Source organism: Methylococcus capsulatus str. Texas = ATCC 19069, from assembly GCF_000424685.1.
In the GTDB taxonomy this organism is placed as follows: Bacteria; Pseudomonadota; Gammaproteobacteria; order Methylococcales; family Methylococcaceae; genus Methylococcus; species Methylococcus capsulatus.
On record NZ_AUKJ01000016.1, the window covers coordinates 271,939 to 286,165 of the forward strand.

At 62.3% G+C, this 14,227-nt stretch carries 14 protein-coding genes; 6 read left to right on the forward strand and 8 right to left on the reverse strand.

Going from position 1 to position 14,227, the window contains the following annotated elements; genetic code table 11:
• Positions 1 to 7 precede the first annotated feature (7 nt).
• Positions 8 to 772 carry an ABC transporter permease gene (locus H156_RS0103435; RefSeq protein ID WP_010961360.1) on the forward strand — a complete coding sequence of 255 codons (765 nt, stop codon included), beginning with the start codon at positions 8 to 10 and terminating at the stop codon, positions 770 to 772.
• Here H156_RS0103435 and H156_RS0103440 read toward each other — a convergent pair.
• From H156_RS0103440 to H156_RS0103450, 3 genes are all read right to left on the reverse strand, one after another.
• On the reverse strand, positions 762 to 1,499 hold the full coding sequence (locus tag H156_RS0103440; RefSeq protein WP_010961359.1) for a helix-turn-helix domain-containing protein: 738 nt from the start codon (positions 1,497 to 1,499) through the stop codon (positions 762 to 764). The genes H156_RS0103435 and H156_RS0103440 overlap by 11 nt on opposite strands.
• Before the next feature lie 145 nt (positions 1,500 to 1,644).
• Positions 1,645 to 3,105: a hypothetical protein gene (locus H156_RS0103445; RefSeq protein WP_017366397.1), complete on the reverse strand. Its 1,461-nt coding sequence runs from the start codon at positions 3,103 to 3,105 to the stop codon at positions 1,645 to 1,647.
• Between the two features lie 90 nt (positions 3,106 to 3,195).
• The gene (locus tag H156_RS0103450) at positions 3,196 to 4,419 is read right to left on the reverse strand and encodes a polysaccharide deacetylase family protein (protein ID WP_010961357.1); all 1,224 of its coding nucleotides are present in this window, start codon (positions 4,417 to 4,419) and stop codon (positions 3,196 to 3,198) included.
• Positions 4,420 to 4,607: 188 nt separating this feature from the next.
• Between H156_RS0103450 and H156_RS0103455 the strand changes: the two genes are divergently transcribed.
• The gene (locus H156_RS0103455) at positions 4,608 to 5,369 is read left to right on the forward strand and encodes an ankyrin repeat domain-containing protein (RefSeq protein WP_017366396.1); all 762 of its coding nucleotides are present in this window, start codon (positions 4,608 to 4,610) and stop codon (positions 5,367 to 5,369) included.
• A complete protein-coding gene (locus H156_RS0103460; RefSeq protein ID WP_036246026.1) occupies positions 5,362 to 6,129 on the forward strand; it encodes a 4Fe4S-binding leucine-rich repeat protein in 768 nt (255 codons plus the stop codon). Before H156_RS0103455 ends, H156_RS0103460 begins: the two co-directional genes overlap by 8 nt.
• Positions 6,130 to 6,133: 4 nt before the next feature.
• On the opposite strand, the gene H156_RS0103465 is transcribed toward H156_RS0103460, so the two are convergent.
• Entirely contained in the window at positions 6,134 to 7,249 is a 1,116-nt protein-coding gene (locus H156_RS0103465; protein ID WP_238536917.1) for a transglycosylase SLT domain-containing protein, read from the reverse strand.
• Between the two features lie 162 nt (positions 7,250 to 7,411).
• Here H156_RS0103465 and mltB point away from each other — a divergent pair, with 162 nt between their 5' ends.
• A complete protein-coding gene (gene mltB / locus H156_RS0103470; protein WP_017366393.1) occupies positions 7,412 to 8,533 on the forward strand; it encodes a lytic murein transglycosylase B in 1,122 nt (373 codons plus the stop codon).
• Here mltB and H156_RS0103475 read toward each other — a convergent pair.
• Positions 8,514 to 9,002 carry a protein kinase family protein gene (locus tag H156_RS0103475; RefSeq protein ID WP_228370178.1) on the reverse strand — a complete coding sequence of 163 codons (489 nt, stop codon included), beginning with the start codon at positions 9,000 to 9,002 and terminating at the stop codon, positions 8,514 to 8,516. The two genes, mltB and H156_RS0103475, sit on opposite strands and share 20 nt — an antisense overlap.
• Positions 9,003 to 9,350: 348 nt before the next feature.
• Between H156_RS0103475 and H156_RS0103480 the strand changes: the two genes are divergently transcribed.
• Together H156_RS0103480 and smbP are read left to right on the forward strand one after the other, a co-directional pair.
• Complete coding sequence (locus tag H156_RS0103480) at positions 9,351 to 10,694, forward strand: porin (RefSeq protein WP_017366392.1); 1,344 nt, start codon at positions 9,351 to 9,353, stop codon at positions 10,692 to 10,694.
• A 40-nt stretch (positions 10,695 to 10,734) separates the two neighbouring features.
• On the forward strand, positions 10,735 to 11,124 hold the full coding sequence (gene smbP / locus H156_RS0103485; RefSeq protein ID WP_017366391.1) for a small metal-binding protein SmbP: 390 nt from the start codon (positions 10,735 to 10,737) through the stop codon (positions 11,122 to 11,124).
• Between the two features lie 86 nt (positions 11,125 to 11,210).
• Here the strand turns inward: smbP and H156_RS0103490 are convergent, their stop codons facing one another.
• The 3 genes from H156_RS0103490 to H156_RS0103500 all read right to left on the reverse strand — a co-directional run bounded on the left by H156_RS0103490 (position 11,211) and on the right by H156_RS0103500 (position 14,191).
• Entirely contained in the window at positions 11,211 to 12,452 is a 1,242-nt protein-coding gene (locus H156_RS0103490; RefSeq protein WP_238536916.1) for a TolC family protein, read from the reverse strand.
• 656 nt (positions 12,453 to 13,108) lie between these two features.
• Positions 13,109 to 13,417, reverse strand: a complete 309-nt coding sequence (locus tag H156_RS15755) for a hypothetical protein (protein WP_154656643.1) — start codon at positions 13,415 to 13,417, stop codon at positions 13,109 to 13,111.
• 24 nt (positions 13,418 to 13,441) lie between these two features.
• The gene (locus tag H156_RS0103500) at positions 13,442 to 14,191 is read right to left on the reverse strand and encodes a hypothetical protein (RefSeq protein WP_017366387.1); all 750 of its coding nucleotides are present in this window, start codon (positions 14,189 to 14,191) and stop codon (positions 13,442 to 13,444) included.
• Between the last annotated feature and the right edge of the window lie 36 nt (positions 14,192 to 14,227).

The window sequence follows — 14,227 nt, forward strand, 5'->3', positions numbered from 1 at the left end:
AGCCGATATGACCTACCGCGTCGCTCTCCAGACCATCCTGTTCAAGGAAATCTACCGGTTCCTGCGGATCTGGCCGCAGACCGTGCTGCCGCCCGCGGTGACCACGGGGCTGTATTTCCTGATCTTCGGCACGGTGGTCGGCGCCCGGATCGGTGAAATGGGCGGCTTCAGCTACATCGACTACATCGTCCCCGGCGTGGTCCTGATGTCGGTCATCACCAATTCGTACATGAACGTGGTGTCTTCGTTCTATTCCACCAAGTTCCAGCACAATATCGAGGAATTGCTGGTGGCGCCGGTGCCCGATGGAGTGATTCTGGCGGGCTACGTCGGCGGCGGGGTGATGCGGGGACTGGTGGTCGGCGGGGTGGTGCTGGCGATATCGGCGCTGTTCGCGGATTTTCACCCGGTGCATCCCTGGGCGGTGGCGGCCATGCTCGTGCTGACCGCGACCCTGTTCTCCCTGGCGGGTTTCCTGAACGCGATATTCGCCAACAGCTTCGACGACATTTCCATCGTCCCGAATTTCGTGCTCACGCCGCTGGTCTACCTGGGCGGGGTGTTTTACTCGATCGAACTGCTGCCGGATTTCTGGCGGGAGGCCTCGCGCTTCAATCCCATCCTGTACATGATCAATGCCTTCCGCTACGGTTTTCTGGGCATTTCCGACGTTCCGGTGGAGCTGGCCTTCGCCATGGTCGGGATACTGATCCTGGTTCTGACGCTGGCAGCCCTGATCCTGTTGCGGCGAGGGACGGGCCTCAAGACTTGAGCCAGGGGTCGCCTCGGGCGATCCGGTTCAGCGTGGCGGTATCGAGGATCTGGACGTTGCGACTGTTGATGGTGATGACGCCCTGGCTGGCGAACTGGCTGAGGATCCGGCTGACGGTTTCCAGTGCCATCCCCAGGTATTCACCGATTTCCTGCCGGGTCAGGCTCAGGCGGAACTCGGCTCCGGAGAATCCGCGCTGCTGCAGGCGTTCGGACAGATCGGCGAGAAAGGCGGCGACCCGGGCTTCGGCAGGCCGTTTGGCCAGCAGGGCGAGGTCGGTGGCGCTGTCGATACTCTTGCCCGCATGCCGGAACAGCTCGCGCAGGAGTTTCGGCACTTCCTTGCACAGGGAGTCCAGCTGGGCGGCGGGCAGTTCGCAATAGCTGAAGGTTTCCAGCGCGATGGCGGAACACTGGTGGATGTCCGTGGAGAGGCCGTCGAACCCGAGCAGTTCGCCCGGCAGCAGGAACGCGGAGACGAATTCCTCGCCGCGACGGTCCTGGGCGATCAGCTTGGCGGTGCCGGCCTTGATCGCGATGATGCCGCGGAAGGAATCGCCGCGCCGGTAAAGGTATTCACCGCGCGCCAGGGTCTTCCGACGTCCGACGATGTCGGCGATCCGGTCGACGTCGTCCTTGGCGAGGCCGCGCGGTATGCAGAGCGAATTAAGGCTGCAGTTGGTACAGGTGACGCGGAGTTTTTGAGAGATGTTGGGCTGGTGTTCCATGTCAGATCGGGCTGGTCCCGGCCGTTTCCTTATCCTTGACAAAGCGGACGCCACGCTCTAACAGGATGCCGGAGTTGAAAAACCAAAGGATAACATCCGGAAGCCGTCCCAGGAGGGCTTCCGGTGAGGATATTTTGCGGTTTCTTCAGAATTCCTGCTGGAGGATGGTCAACGTACGGCGGCAAAGTTCCCGGCCATAGTCGGTCCACAGTCCCTGACCCCAGTAGCGGTAGCAGCTCGTCTGCGCCGTGAGGAGATGGAACAGGGCCTTGCGGTAGCGGGGTTCTGCGGGGCTCACTCCGGCTTCGATGGCTTTGGCGTTGAACGCCACACTGGCTTCCTCCATCGGCCCCAGTACGTTCTCGTAGCCGCGCACCCAGGAGATGTCGTTGGTCCAGCTTCCGCCCTCCATGTGGAAGCGGTGGTCTTCCTTCTTCAGTTCCTCGATGGTATGGGCCAGCTTCTCCGGGTCCTCGCCCGGCTGGAAGCGGTCCCAGATTTTCTTCTGGTGGATGGGCTGGAGTTCGGGCAGGTCGGATTCCTGGATGCCCAAGCCGAACAGGAATTCCAGGTATTCGGTGGCATTCATCAGCGGGGTGTCGCTGTCGCTGGCTGCGCGCACCACCTCCATGAACTTGGGCGGGAATTCGTTCATCATCACCCCCCCGTTCTCGCCGTCGGCGATCTGGGTGACCAGGGGAGGGACGCTCTTGCCGGCCAGCTCCCAGCGCGAAAGGCCCAGTGCCTCATAGTAAGGCTGCATCTGCGCGACCAGTTTGGTGTCGCTGCCCTGGGTCTTGACGATGGCGATGATGCTGACGCTTTCGCCGGCGGTATTGCGGCAGACCAGCCGGTGGGGCAGGTGTTTCAGTTCCGGCCCCCCGCCGTTGTCGGGGCGTTCCACCGTGTGCTCCTGCACCATCACCCACAGATAACCGCACTCCTTGAGGGTCTTGACGAATTCGAAGGCGACGTCGGGATGATTGGGCAGGGCCATCTCGGACGGTGAGAAACCCCGCACCCTTTGCAGAGCTTCCAGGCCGAAGATGCCGGCAAAATGCTGCTGCCAGGCCTTGACGTGCAGCCGGAAATCCTGACTCGGGGTGGACGGTGCGACGGCGTGTCCCCAAGGGCAGCCCAGCCACTCCACGGCGCGGCGGTATTCGGGATGGCAGGTGATGGTTTTCAGACTGTCGAAAACGTCGTTGAGTCCCATCTTGCGCAGGCCGTGGAACAGCGTTCCGGAATATTCCAGCATCACCCGCGGTTCCTTGCCTTCCTGCATGAGCTGGGGGATGAACTCGCCCATGCGCTTGTAGCACCAGTGGAACACCGGCGCATTGTGGTTGTCGCCGATGTGCTGGTTTTCCATCATGTACTGGAGGTTGCCGATGATCTCGGCGCTGGCGAGGTCGCCGCCGCCGGCCGGGATGAGCGGCTGGTGCATGTGCAGGGCGATGGCGCAGGCGCTGCGGATGCGATCGAAGGCGATCGGGCTCGAAGGCCGGAAGACCTCTGGCGGGCGCCGCTTCAGCGCCTCGTCGATCGAGTTTTCGTTGCCGCAGATGTTGGGCAGGCCGTCGACGTATTCCGCGATCTCGGTCATGGACAACTCCTCGAATTGGGACGGGGGGACGTAATTGACGTCCGGCAATGATACACAAGCGATCGGGCTTGATCGGTGTCTGCTGGCCGGCTATTGGGGCTCTTCCGGTTGACGCCGAGTTTCCGGTCCCGCGGCGTCGGCGGCAGCGTCCGCCGGACGGGCGGCGAGGTGGCGGGTCAGCGCGGCCCGGGCCTCCTCCAAGTCGGCACGGGCGCGTCCGACCCAATCCTCGCCCCAGTAGAAATTGCAGCTCGTTTCCGCCCGCAGCAGCCGCCAGAGCGCGGTGTCCAGGTCGTGTCCGGGCGGCGGCGCGCCGGGTTTGTCGAGTTCGGCGTGCAAGGTGTCACTCAAGGCCCGGATTTCCGCCAGCCCGCGTCTCTGCGCATCCGACCCCGTCCACTGGGTGAAGTCACGGCCGTGGTGCCAGCCGGTGTTCCAGGCGCCGGTTTTGACCTCGACCTCGCCAAAAACCCCATAGCGGTCCAGGTAGTCGTGGATGAATACCGGCTGGATGTCGCCGCCCTTGCGTGCGGTCGCCAGCAGCGGCTGGTAGAACGCGCCCCAGAAGTTGGCCTCCTGAGTGGTGTTGCGGAACCAGCCACCATTTTCGCCGTCGGTGCAGGTGGTTACCAGCGGCTCGAAATTGCACCACTTGGTGCGCTCCTTCAGCTCGTTCTCGAACCAGGTCGGTTCCATGCCCGCTTCCTGGGCGTCCGACAGCTCACGGTCGCGCACGATGACGATGATCTCCAGGCTGCCGTGGCGGGCGATGTGGGGGCGGTAGCGGATTTCCTGCCAGGCCATGGGCGTGACCGGCTCCACGTGTTCGCTGTCGACGATCACGTAGCGGTAGCCGAATTTCCTCAGCAGAGGGATCAGTTCCATGGAGAAGCCCATTTCCGGCGGCCAGAAGCCGTTGAAACGCTGGCGCCAGAACACATGACCGGCGATGCCCTGCCAGCGCTTGAGGTGCTCGAGCCGGTCGCGTTCGGGGATCAGTGGTAGCACCGGGTGGTAGTAGCCGGTGCCGAGGATATCGATGATGGATTGGTTCTGCCAGTGCCACAGCAGCGAGCCGCAGTCGACGATCCCGTAGACCCGTTCCTGGAATCCCGGACTGGAGAGGGTTTCCAGCAGGGTGCCGGAGACTGACAGATGGACCCGGCCGACGTCGGAATAGTCCCACAGCGAGCGGGCGATGCGGTCGTAGGCGAACAGGATTTCCTTGGCTTCCCAGCTTTGATGGTCGAGCAGGTGTTCGAGGTTGCCGGGAGGCTGATGCAGGTTGAGCACCAGGGCATGGTGGATGGTCATCGTCGCTGGTCTCCAGAGGGTGTTTGGGTGGTAAGAGGGTAGCCTGGCAGAGGATTTGCTTCATGGTGCTTGATGCCTCCGGCGCCGGCGCGGGAGGCCGTGGGGCCCGGTTGCCGCAGGGCGGGACGCCACCCTGGAGCGCGCCGTGACCGTTGTCCTGAATCCTACAACCGATCCGACACTGTGTGATGTACCGACGCATATCGACACGTGAAGCGCGCGAGCTGATCGCGACCAGGGAGCCGCTGCTGCTCGACATCCGCGACGCCAGCGCCTACCGCAGCGGCCACCTCCCGGGGGCGCTGCTGTTCTCCGATCTCGATCCGCTGGCGCTGCGCAGAGTCCTGCCGCGCGACAAACCATTGCTCGTATACTGCTATCACGGCATCGCCAGCCAGGATATCGCCCGGCTGTTTGCCGATCTCGGTTTCGGCGAAGTATACAGCCTGGACGGTGGCTTCGAGGCCTGGCATGCCGACACGGCGCACGTGGGGATGACGGCCGCTCCACTGGCCGACTGGCTGCGCGAACACGGCTTCGAGCCGGGCGAGCCGAACCGTCAGGGCGGCGGGACATGGCCCCTCATTAAGGCCTGCCAACAGGGAAGGGCCGATATCGTCGAGGCGCTTGCCGCCGCCGGGGCCGATCTGACGGTGACCGACGCTTACGGCAACGACGCCCTGTGGGCGGCGTGCTACAGCGGGGATCTTACGACCGTTGCGGCGGTGCTCGACGCCGGCGTCGATCCGGACCGCCGTAATCCCTCGGGCGCGACCGCCCTCGTTTTCGCCGCCTCCTCCGGCAGGACCGAGGTCGTCTCGCTGTTGCTCGACCGCGGCGCCGATCCCGGCATCCGGACGGATGACGACTTCACGGCCATGGATCTGGCGGCGAACCTCGAGATTCTGCACCTGCTACGGCGTGCGCAACGGCGTGAAAGCCATGCCTGAGCCGGTCACCGATGCTGCCACGACAGCCGGGACGGGGGCTGTTTCTGCTTTGGCGCCGGGTTGCGCCGGCTGCGAATTCCAGAACGACCTGTTGGCATCGAGCCGCTGCGATCCGGGGGATGCCTGCATCCAGGTTCAGAACAGCCGCCGGATCGACGGTTTTCTGAAGCGCAATCCGCATCTTGCCGAACGCTATCTCTTCGACTCCCGGTGGGAGCAGCGGGCCGTCGCCGCCCGTTATGCCAGCCAGAGCGCGCTCAAGCCACTCTTGTTCGACGACGACGAGGCGGTCCGGCGGACCGTCGCCTATCGGGTGCCGGTAGACTGGCTGGACGCCCTGATGCACGACGTCGACCGCGAGGTCCGGATCACGGTGGCCGATCGGCTGCCGGCGGAGCGGCTGGAGGCCATGGTCGTGGATCCGGATTACCTGGTGCGGGTCTACGTGGCGCGGCGGCTGCCGGTGGGGCGGCTGTTCCGCCTGATCGCCGATCCGGACGAGCAGGTGCGCAAGGAAGTGGCGCGGCGGCTGCCGCCGCAGAGCCTTGCCCTGATGGCCTACGACGAAAACCTGCAAGTCCGCCAGATCGTCGCCGAGCGGATGGACCCGGCAGGCGCGACGCTGCTGCTGCGTGATCGCGAATGGCTGATCCGTTACCTCGCCGCCGCAAAGGCGCCGCCGGAATCCCTGCGGGGGCTACTCGACGATCCGGTGGAGGAGGTACGCGAGCTGGTCCGGGCACGGCTGGCCGGGGGGTGAGCCTTCAGTGGAGCAGCGCGGCGCTCAACGGCGATCCGCCCGACCGGCCGGGGTCCAGACCGGGAATGCCGACGTTCTGGATATGCATGGCGTTGTCGCCTTCCTCGTAGCGTGGCAGCTTGCCGTCCAGCCGCCAGAGCCGGAAGGCAAGGGCCGAACTCAATACCCGGATCGGATAGTCCCTCGGCAGGTTTTGCAGGTACGGCTGGATCGTGACGAAATCGCGGGCGCCGTACTGGCTCATGATCGAGTGGAGGCCGCCGTTCTTGGGACCGATGTTATAGGCCAGCAGGGCGAGGAACAGGTCGCCATGCATTTCGGTTTGGTAGTGCCGGAACGTGGCGGCCCCGACGTAGGCGTTGTGGCGCGGATTCGCCAGGTCCAGCCTGGCGGTGGCCAGCCGTTTCCGGGCGGCTTCCACGGCCGGTGCCGGCGCTGCGGTGATCTGGAACAGGCCGCGGCCGCCGTCCTTGCTGTCGCGGGGGAGAAACGAGGATTCCGTGGAAGCGACGCCGAGCAGGAGTTCCGTTTCGATGTCGAAACTCGCTGCAGCCTCCTGGATCGCGGGCCAGAAGAGCTGGCTCCGCTCGATCAGCCGCTGCAGGTCGGCCAGGTTGGAGCGCCGGTAGGCGGCGAAGACCTGGTGGGAGAGGGTGATGCGTTCGGCTTCCTCTTTGCCGCCGACCAGGGTCCGCAGACTGCCGAGTTCCTGCCGGAATTGTTCGCGGGAAGCGTGGGTGCCGGCGCCGGCGGCGACGAGCACGGCCAGGATCGCCGGCAGGATTTCTGCTTTTCCCGCGAGCCAGGGGCGGAGGAGGAACCAGAGCCGGAGCGCCAGGGCATGCGCGAGGGCCAGGGCCAGCACCATCGCCGTGAAGGGCAGCAGATGCGCCCAGAAACCGGTGCCGGAAAACCAGTCCGCCGAATGGCCCAGCACGGCGATGATGGCCACCAGCGACGCGGCGGTCAATGCTCCCGCTTCGGTGCCGATCATGGCCGTGCGTTTCCAGGCCGGGATGCTGTTTTTTTTCTTCTTGCGGCGGCGCGGCTTGGATTGCCGTTTGGGCCGGGTCTTCCGGACGGGCGGGTCTGGCGGTTTCGGTGCGGCGTCGGGTTCCATCGGCGAAGACTCTATCGGGTCCAGGGCAAAAGGTCTGCACGGATTGACCGGGTGAAGGATACCGTCCGGACAGGCCGGTATGCCAGCCATCCGGCGGCCGATGGATTAGAATGCCTGGCCACGGCCCCCCGGCGGGGCGCAATCGCGGACTCCCCTCTGGCTATGCGTCATCGATTTTCAGTATCCCCTGCAATATTCGTCGGACTCCTCCTCCTGTCGGGCTGCTCTTCCCATCCCCCGGCCCGGCCCGGTGCCATCGCGGACCGCGCGGCCGTGCCCGCGGTCGGGGAGGCGTCCCGGCCCACCGCAGCCGAATCAGACATGCCGCTCGAAGGGGGCTATTCAGCGCGAACGGTCACCGGGGATTATGCCGGCTACCCGGCGCTCGACCGCTTCATTGCCAGGATGGCGCAGCAGCACGGGTTTCCCCATGACTATCTGAAAGGCCTGTTTTCCCAGGCGCAGCGCAAAACCTGGACCATCAACTACATGCGCAAGGAATCCAAGCCGGGGCCGCCCAGTCCGGGCGGATGGTCCCGGTACCGGGCCCAGTTCCTGGACGGTCTGCACATCGCCCGGGGTGTCGATTTCTGGCGCCGGCATGCCGGCACCTTGCGCCAGGCCAGCGAGCGCTATGGTGTGCCGGCGGAGTACATTCTCGGCATCATGGGCGTGGAGACGGTCTATGGGGCCAACCTCGGCAGCCACCGGGTGCTGGATGCCTTGACGACTCTGGCGTTCGATTCGCCACGGCGGGCCGATTATTTCACCGAGGAGTTGGAGAAATTCCTCCTGATGGCGAGGCAGGAGCGGATCGATCCTGCGCAGCCGAGGGGATCCTTCGCCGGTGCCATGGGTCTGGGGCAGTTCATGCCCAGCAGCTTTCTGAAGTGGGCGGTCGATTTCGACGGCGACGGCCGGAAAGATCTCTGGCAGCCTGCGGACGCCATCGGCAGTGTGGCCAACTATTTCGCCGCGCACGGCTGGCGCAGCGGGGAGGGGGTCGTTATACCGGCGGTCCTGATGCGCGGCGGGCGCTGCGAGCTCGAAACGGGATACCACACCCGTTATTCGGTGGCTGAACTGGCCCGCAACGGCATCATGCCCCGTGGCGTCCTGGATGCGGACATGCCCGTCAGTCTGTTGCGGCTGCGTGCGGAGGCGGGCGATGAGTACTGGTTGGGCCTGCCGAATTTCTATGTGATCACCCGTTACAACAACAGTACCTACTATGCCATGGCCGTGCACGAACTGGCGCAGGCCATCAGGGGGCGGTATCACTAGCCGGTCCCTCCCCGGTACCGGATGTTCCGGCACCTCCCGAATTGACGCGGGGGGCGCCGAGTGTCGCAGGAGCGGGGTGCAGCAGGGCTTCCAGCTCACGGGTCATGGACTCGCATTCCGGTACCACGTCCGCGAGCTTCATCAGGGTGGAAAAGCTGGCATGGTGCTGTTCGGCTTCCGCGGCGATCACTTCATTGAGGGGGTCGCAGGTCCTGATCATGTCCGCTTCGGCCTCCTCCAGTTCGTCGGCGTCGACGTCGCCGTTCGCCAGGGCGGTTTGCTCCGAAGTGATCAGCTCGTCCAGTACCCGGTTGTGGTGGCGGAAGACGTGTTCGACGTAGGTGGCGAATTCCCGTTCGTTCATGGTGACGTCACCGCCTTCCGGTGTGCGGGTCCGGATGGACATACAGCCGGTGAGGACGCTCCCCGTAAGCAGCGCAATGCTGACGATAGCCGTAGGGTGCCGCATAGATCGTGAATCGGTCGTCTGAAAATGCTTTATCCGGAGGATTCCGCAGGGTGCACCTTGAGGCGGTGCCGCTGCCCGGCGTGTCGGATGCGGCAGAATACGGTGTCACACTTTAGCGCAATGGCGGGCGTTGCGGTATGGGGACTGCGTTGGGAGGCACTGGGACGATGGCGTTGGTGATAAATCGGTTTTTTGTTGCATCAGTGCAAATATGGAGCACGATTGCATCACTGTGGTGCAATTATTAGCAAATCATGATGCTTTGACCTGCTCCAATTCGTTGTTCGATGGGTGTTTTCGAGATGGCATGCCCTGTGCTTCGGTTCCAGGTGAGAGTAGCGATCCAAGATGACGCTGCATAACCAACTGGAGACGATGATGACTCAAACGGCCAAGCTGAGACCGCTGGTGTTCGGGATCCTGGCGACACTTTCCATGGGCGGGGAAGCGAAGGATTTCGCGGAAACGACGGGGTTGCTGGACTGGGCGACCGACGGCGCCAACGTGCAGCCTTTCGAGGAGTGGGGTGTGAAATGGGGAGGCTGGATCGATACGGGAGTGTCGACGAATTTCACCAACAGTAAATGGAACGGTCCGGTATCGTTCGGCGACCGCTCGGCCGAGTTGCAGATGAACCAGCTCTACCTCTATCTGGAACGGGCCGTGGCGACCTCGGGCGATGACTGGGACTTCGGCGGCCGTTTCGACTTCATGTACGGCACCGACGCAGGATTCACCCAAACCTATGGTGCGCCCCAGGGCAACTGGGATCTGCACCTCAACGCCAGCAACATCAAGTACTACCGGACCGCGCTGCCCCAGGCCTATGCTTCGGTCTACGCGCCCATCGGCAATGGCCTGACCCTCAAGCTCGGCCACTTCTACACCATCATCGGCTATGAAGTCGTCACGGCGCCCGACAACTTCTTCTATTCGCATGCCTATACCATGCAGTATGGGGAGCCCTTCACCCATACCGGCCTCCTGGGCAGCTATCCGATCGACTCCAACTGGACTCTGACCGGCGGTGTCGTGACCGGCAGCGTGACCGGTGGCTGGGACGGCGGCTTCAACCAGGGGCTGGGAGCCTGGTCCGGCATTGGCGGCATCGGCTGGGTCAGCGACGACCAAGGCACCAAAGTCAACATTTCCGGCACCACCGGTCCCACCTCCGAGACCAACTCCAACCAGTGGAGTATCTACAGCCTGGTGATCCAGCACGACATCACCGAAGACCTGCACTACGTCTTCCAGCATGACCATGGTTTTGCCAACGGTGCGTCGATGGGCGCCAATGGCAAGCCGCAGGATGCAACCTGGTATGGCATCAACAACTATCTTTTCTACGACATTCAGGACGATCTCTCGATCGGTCTCAGAGGCGAATGGTTCAGGGACGACGATGCCTTGGTGAATTTCGGTTCGAGTGGCGCAAACTTTGGTCGGGTCTATTCCATCGGCCGTCAGGTCGGCGGGGTTGGACTGGGCTCCGGGCTGCCCGCCTCGAGCTACTATGAATTTACCTTGGGGTTGAACTGGAAGCCTTCGCAGTGGCTGATCGTCCGCCCCAACCTGCGCTACGATTGGGCGGACAACGCGAAGCCATTCAACAACGGCGGCGCATCGGTGGGCTATGCCGGAGACAGGCGAGACCAGATTCTGTTTTCCACGGACGTAGTCATCAGCTTCTGATCCGGTCCGGCCCGCGTTGATTCCCTAAGGAGACGTTGCAATGAAAAACGACATGAACATTTTCGGTCTGACCCTCTCCGTGTTCGTTGCGGCTGCATCGCCATCGCTGGTTCTCGCGGACGAGCAGGGCGAGGAGGCCATCGAAGACCTGGAGAAAGCGGCGCAGGACAGTGCGAAGGGCGCGACTTCGAAAGCGGCGAAAGAGCTCGAAGACGCCGAGAAACATCTGATCAAGGAAAACAAGACACGTCCTTACGCCGAACCCCTGAAGCAGATAAGCGGCGACGCTCCGAAAGCAGAAGCCGACCGCAAGGCTTTCCGGGAGCTGAAGAAAGCCGAGAAGGATGCGAAAAAGAAGGTCGCAGGCGATGCCGCCGACGAAGCCAAGAAAGCCCTGTCGGACGTCAAGGAAAAGGAAAAGGCTCCGTGATTCACCCCTTCGGATTACGCCGGGTCAAACGCACGAGGCGTCGGAGTTCGTGAAGCTCTTGGAGCAGCTCCTTCGTCTTCACTCCTTCACTCCGCGCCGATGGCCATTTTTAGGTCGGCATAGGCGTAGGCGCGGTTGGCCTGGGCTTGGTAGTAATCCATGATCGTATTCCGGTAATCACGCTGTGCCTGGATGAGGTCGATGATATCGGTGCTGCCATTGGTATAGGCGATTTCGGCCGAATCCCGGATGTGTTTTGCCTTCTGCATGATCTCGGTCTCGAAGCGTTTAACGACGGTGTTTGCCGAGATCCAGGCGGCGAAGGCGGTGTTCACTTCGGAACGTACCGCGACTTCCGTTTGCCTGACGCGTAACTCGTTGTCGTTCGCCCGGATGCCTGCCTGGGCGATCTCGCCTTCCTGCCTGTAAAACAAGGGCAGGGGGATACTCAGCCCCAGCGTCGCCCCATTCTGTATATAGTTGCCGAGGTCATGGGCGAAGCCGGCTGTGACTTTGATATCGGGGATGCGTTGGGCCTTGGCGAGGTCGATACCCTGTTTGGCCTGCGCGTACCGCGTCTTGGCCGCCAGCAGGTCGGGGCGTCGCTCCAAGGCTGCGTTCACCGCCGCCATCTCGTCTTTGAGATCTTCGAAAGACTTTCCGTCCGGCCACTGGTCTTTCACGCTCAGGTTGCCGGCATCGTCCGGCCATGCCAGGAACACCGCCAACTGCGATCGCGCCGCGACGAGCTGGGCGGCGATTTTGTCGATATCCGATTGCGCTTTCAGCGCTTCGATTTTGATCCGGGTGAGGTCCCGCTCCGAAATGTCGCCGACCTCGAAGCGCTTCTGTTGCACTTCGACCAACCGTTGAACGTGACGGCTCTGTTCCAGGGCGGCATCCATCGTTTCCTGCGCCAGCAGGAGTCCGTAGTAGGCGCGGCGTAAGGCCTGAGTCAACGTGCGGATCACATCGCGCAGCTCGCTTTCCACGGCTTGTTCGCCCAGCAGGCTGTTTTCCATGCGGAGTCGGCGTTTTCCCGCGGTTTCGATGAGCTGGCTGACCGCCACATAGGTGGCCGGTCCGTTTTGCCAAACGGGATAATTCGGGGCCCATTCCTGCTGATAGATGCTCAGTTCCGGGTTCGGTATGGCGGCGGCGATCACTTTTTGGGCCTGTGCTGTTTCCAGTCCCAATTCCGCAGAGAGGATGGAGAGATTGCGGGCATAGAACAGGCCGATGACCTGGCTTTCGGTCAAAGGCTCCACGCCGGCCCAGGATGGCGCAAGCCACAGGCCGAGGCCGGCAAGAAATCCCAGGAGAGCCAAAATCCTATGGAACGGTATGCCACCTTCGTGAGGCCATGAAGTGTTGACTAGCCGGTGCAGCGAAATTTCCATGTCGAGGACAAAAATACGGTCACGATTTTCCGCGTGTGCAGTGCATGGGGCAGCCCCGGGGCGGGGCGATTCGCTTGGGGAGGGTGTGACACTCGGCCTGAAGCAAATACGAAGCCATGTATGGATACCACGTTATGAATCAGTGGCATGAACGTCCCGTCGAGTGCTCCATCCGCAAAAATAGGGTGTAATCCACCACGAATCAGGCTCGGCTGGAATGAGCGTGCCTTCACCAGGCCGAACGATCGTCCCGCGGACGATGCTTGCAAGCATCACCTGCGATGGCCGGAGAGCATCCATCGAATTCGAGGATCGGGACCTCGAGCAGGTTACGCCATACGGGTTTCAGAGAACGGCGCTCGCGGATCTATCGGAGTCTGGCATCGGGTTGGGCCTGCGATGGTTTCGGTGACGCCGTAGGAGGAGCCGGACAGGTCCCACGGTTTGGGGTCTACGGGTCACGAGGCCGTGCAGCAGCCCCCGACATGCCCCGTTTCGCTCGTTGGCGGCAGGGCTCCATGCCGCCAACGGGTATGCCCGACCCTCGGTCGATCGTAACCTGGTTTCAAAGGAATGCGGCATGATCATTTGCTGCATACCGAGCCGGAGAGGCACTTTATGTCATAAGTGGCATTCTTGCCACAACCTGCGACCTTGATGGAGTATTCAGCCAGTTCTTCTCGTCCGACCCACCGCATTCGTTGGGCGATACGTTCAGAAACGATGGTGCCGCTGACTCGATCACAGTCAAGGTCGATGCGTGCTTGGACTTCCGCAAACTTGAGCGCGGCGCCGGAGTGTTCGGCAAGAAACTCCTGGTCAGTCACGCAACCGCTCGCGATGACCATCGATGCGATTGCAGTCAATGGTGTCCGGACAGCGGTTCTTTTCATCGTCATGTCGGTGACATTGGTAGATCAATAATTGCCTATCGGTACGAACAAAATCGTTTTGATCGTCCAGTCATCCGTCTCGCTGGTCAGTCCTCTGCCAATTCCGAAGTTGATACTCCAATCCTCCTCGTCCCAGTCGACTGTGGCGAAAATAGTATGGGACTGCAGATGAATCGGCTCGGGATGGGCGATGGGACCGATGGCACCATAGTATTCGAGGCCGAGCGTCAAGTTCTCGCCAAAATAGTGTTTGGCCGCGAATGCCGGTTCGAGACCTGGCACGTCTGAGCTTTGGTAGCGATCGTTCAGACCCCAGTTGAAAAAGGCATTGATCGCAAATAGCCAGTCATCATCGTCATAGCCCGCCGTGAACCCGCCATTGAGATTGAGAGTGGCTTGTGAATATTTCCAATTGTAGTCTGAGAATGCCCAAGTGGTTCCAAGAAACCATCCACCTTCATCGGGTGCCTCGATGGGAACCCACGTGAGCCTACCTATCCCGCCGGCGACATTCCATTGCCCGTGTTCATCGGTCACGACTGGCAGGTACAAGCTGCCTTCCAGTGATTCGAGCAACCCGTAGGACAGTTCCGGGGTTATCCTGACCCCGCCCCCATTCATGATTTCCCCGACATAGCTCCCCCTCGTGATGCCCTGCGGCGTTGCGTTGACGTGAAGACTGGTCGTCAGTTCTCCTTGACCATCCAGTCCGCCAGTAAAAATCTGAATGACGGGTGATATATCGGCATGCGTAAGATCGGTCGTCAATGCCATTGCGACGGCCGGAAGTATTCTTGGATACGGGATAGG

Excerpts from the sequence above, each read along its gene's own strand:
- H156_RS0103465 (WP_238536917.1), bottom strand. The coding sequence starts at position 7,249 with ATGGAACCCGACGCCGCACCGAAACCGCCAGACCCGCCCGTCCGGAAG.
- H156_RS0103460 (WP_036246026.1), top strand. The coding sequence starts at position 5,362 with ATGCCTGAGCCGGTCACCGATGCTGCCACGACAGCCGGGACGGGGGCT.
- smbP (WP_017366391.1), top strand. The coding sequence starts at position 10,735 with ATGAAAAACGACATGAACATTTTCGGTCTGACCCTCTCCGTGTTCGTT.
- H156_RS0103445 (WP_017366397.1), bottom strand. The coding sequence starts at position 3,105 with ATGACCGAGATCGCGGAATACGTCGACGGCCTGCCCAACATCTGCGGC.
- H156_RS0103480 (WP_017366392.1), top strand. The coding sequence starts at position 9,351 with ATGACGCTGCATAACCAACTGGAGACGATGATGACTCAAACGGCCAAG.
- H156_RS0103500 (WP_017366387.1), bottom strand. The coding sequence starts at position 14,191 with ATGGCATTGACGACCGATCTTACGCATGCCGATATATCACCCGTCATT.
- H156_RS0103475 (WP_228370178.1), bottom strand. The coding sequence starts at position 9,002 with ATGCGGCACCCTACGGCTATCGTCAGCATTGCGCTGCTTACGGGGAGC.
- H156_RS0103440 (WP_010961359.1), bottom strand. The coding sequence starts at position 1,499 with ATGGAACACCAGCCCAACATCTCTCAAAAACTCCGCGTCACCTGTACC.
- H156_RS15755 (WP_154656643.1), bottom strand. The coding sequence starts at position 13,417 with ATGAAAAGAACCGCTGTCCGGACACCATTGACTGCAATCGCATCGATG.
- mltB (WP_017366393.1), top strand. The coding sequence starts at position 7,412 with ATGCGTCATCGATTTTCAGTATCCCCTGCAATATTCGTCGGACTCCTC.
- H156_RS0103450 (WP_010961357.1), bottom strand. The coding sequence starts at position 4,419 with ATGACCATCCACCATGCCCTGGTGCTCAACCTGCATCAGCCTCCCGGC.
- H156_RS0103435 (WP_010961360.1), top strand. The coding sequence starts at position 8 with ATGACCTACCGCGTCGCTCTCCAGACCATCCTGTTCAAGGAAATCTAC.
- H156_RS0103455 (WP_017366396.1), top strand. The coding sequence starts at position 4,608 with ATGTACCGACGCATATCGACACGTGAAGCGCGCGAGCTGATCGCGACC.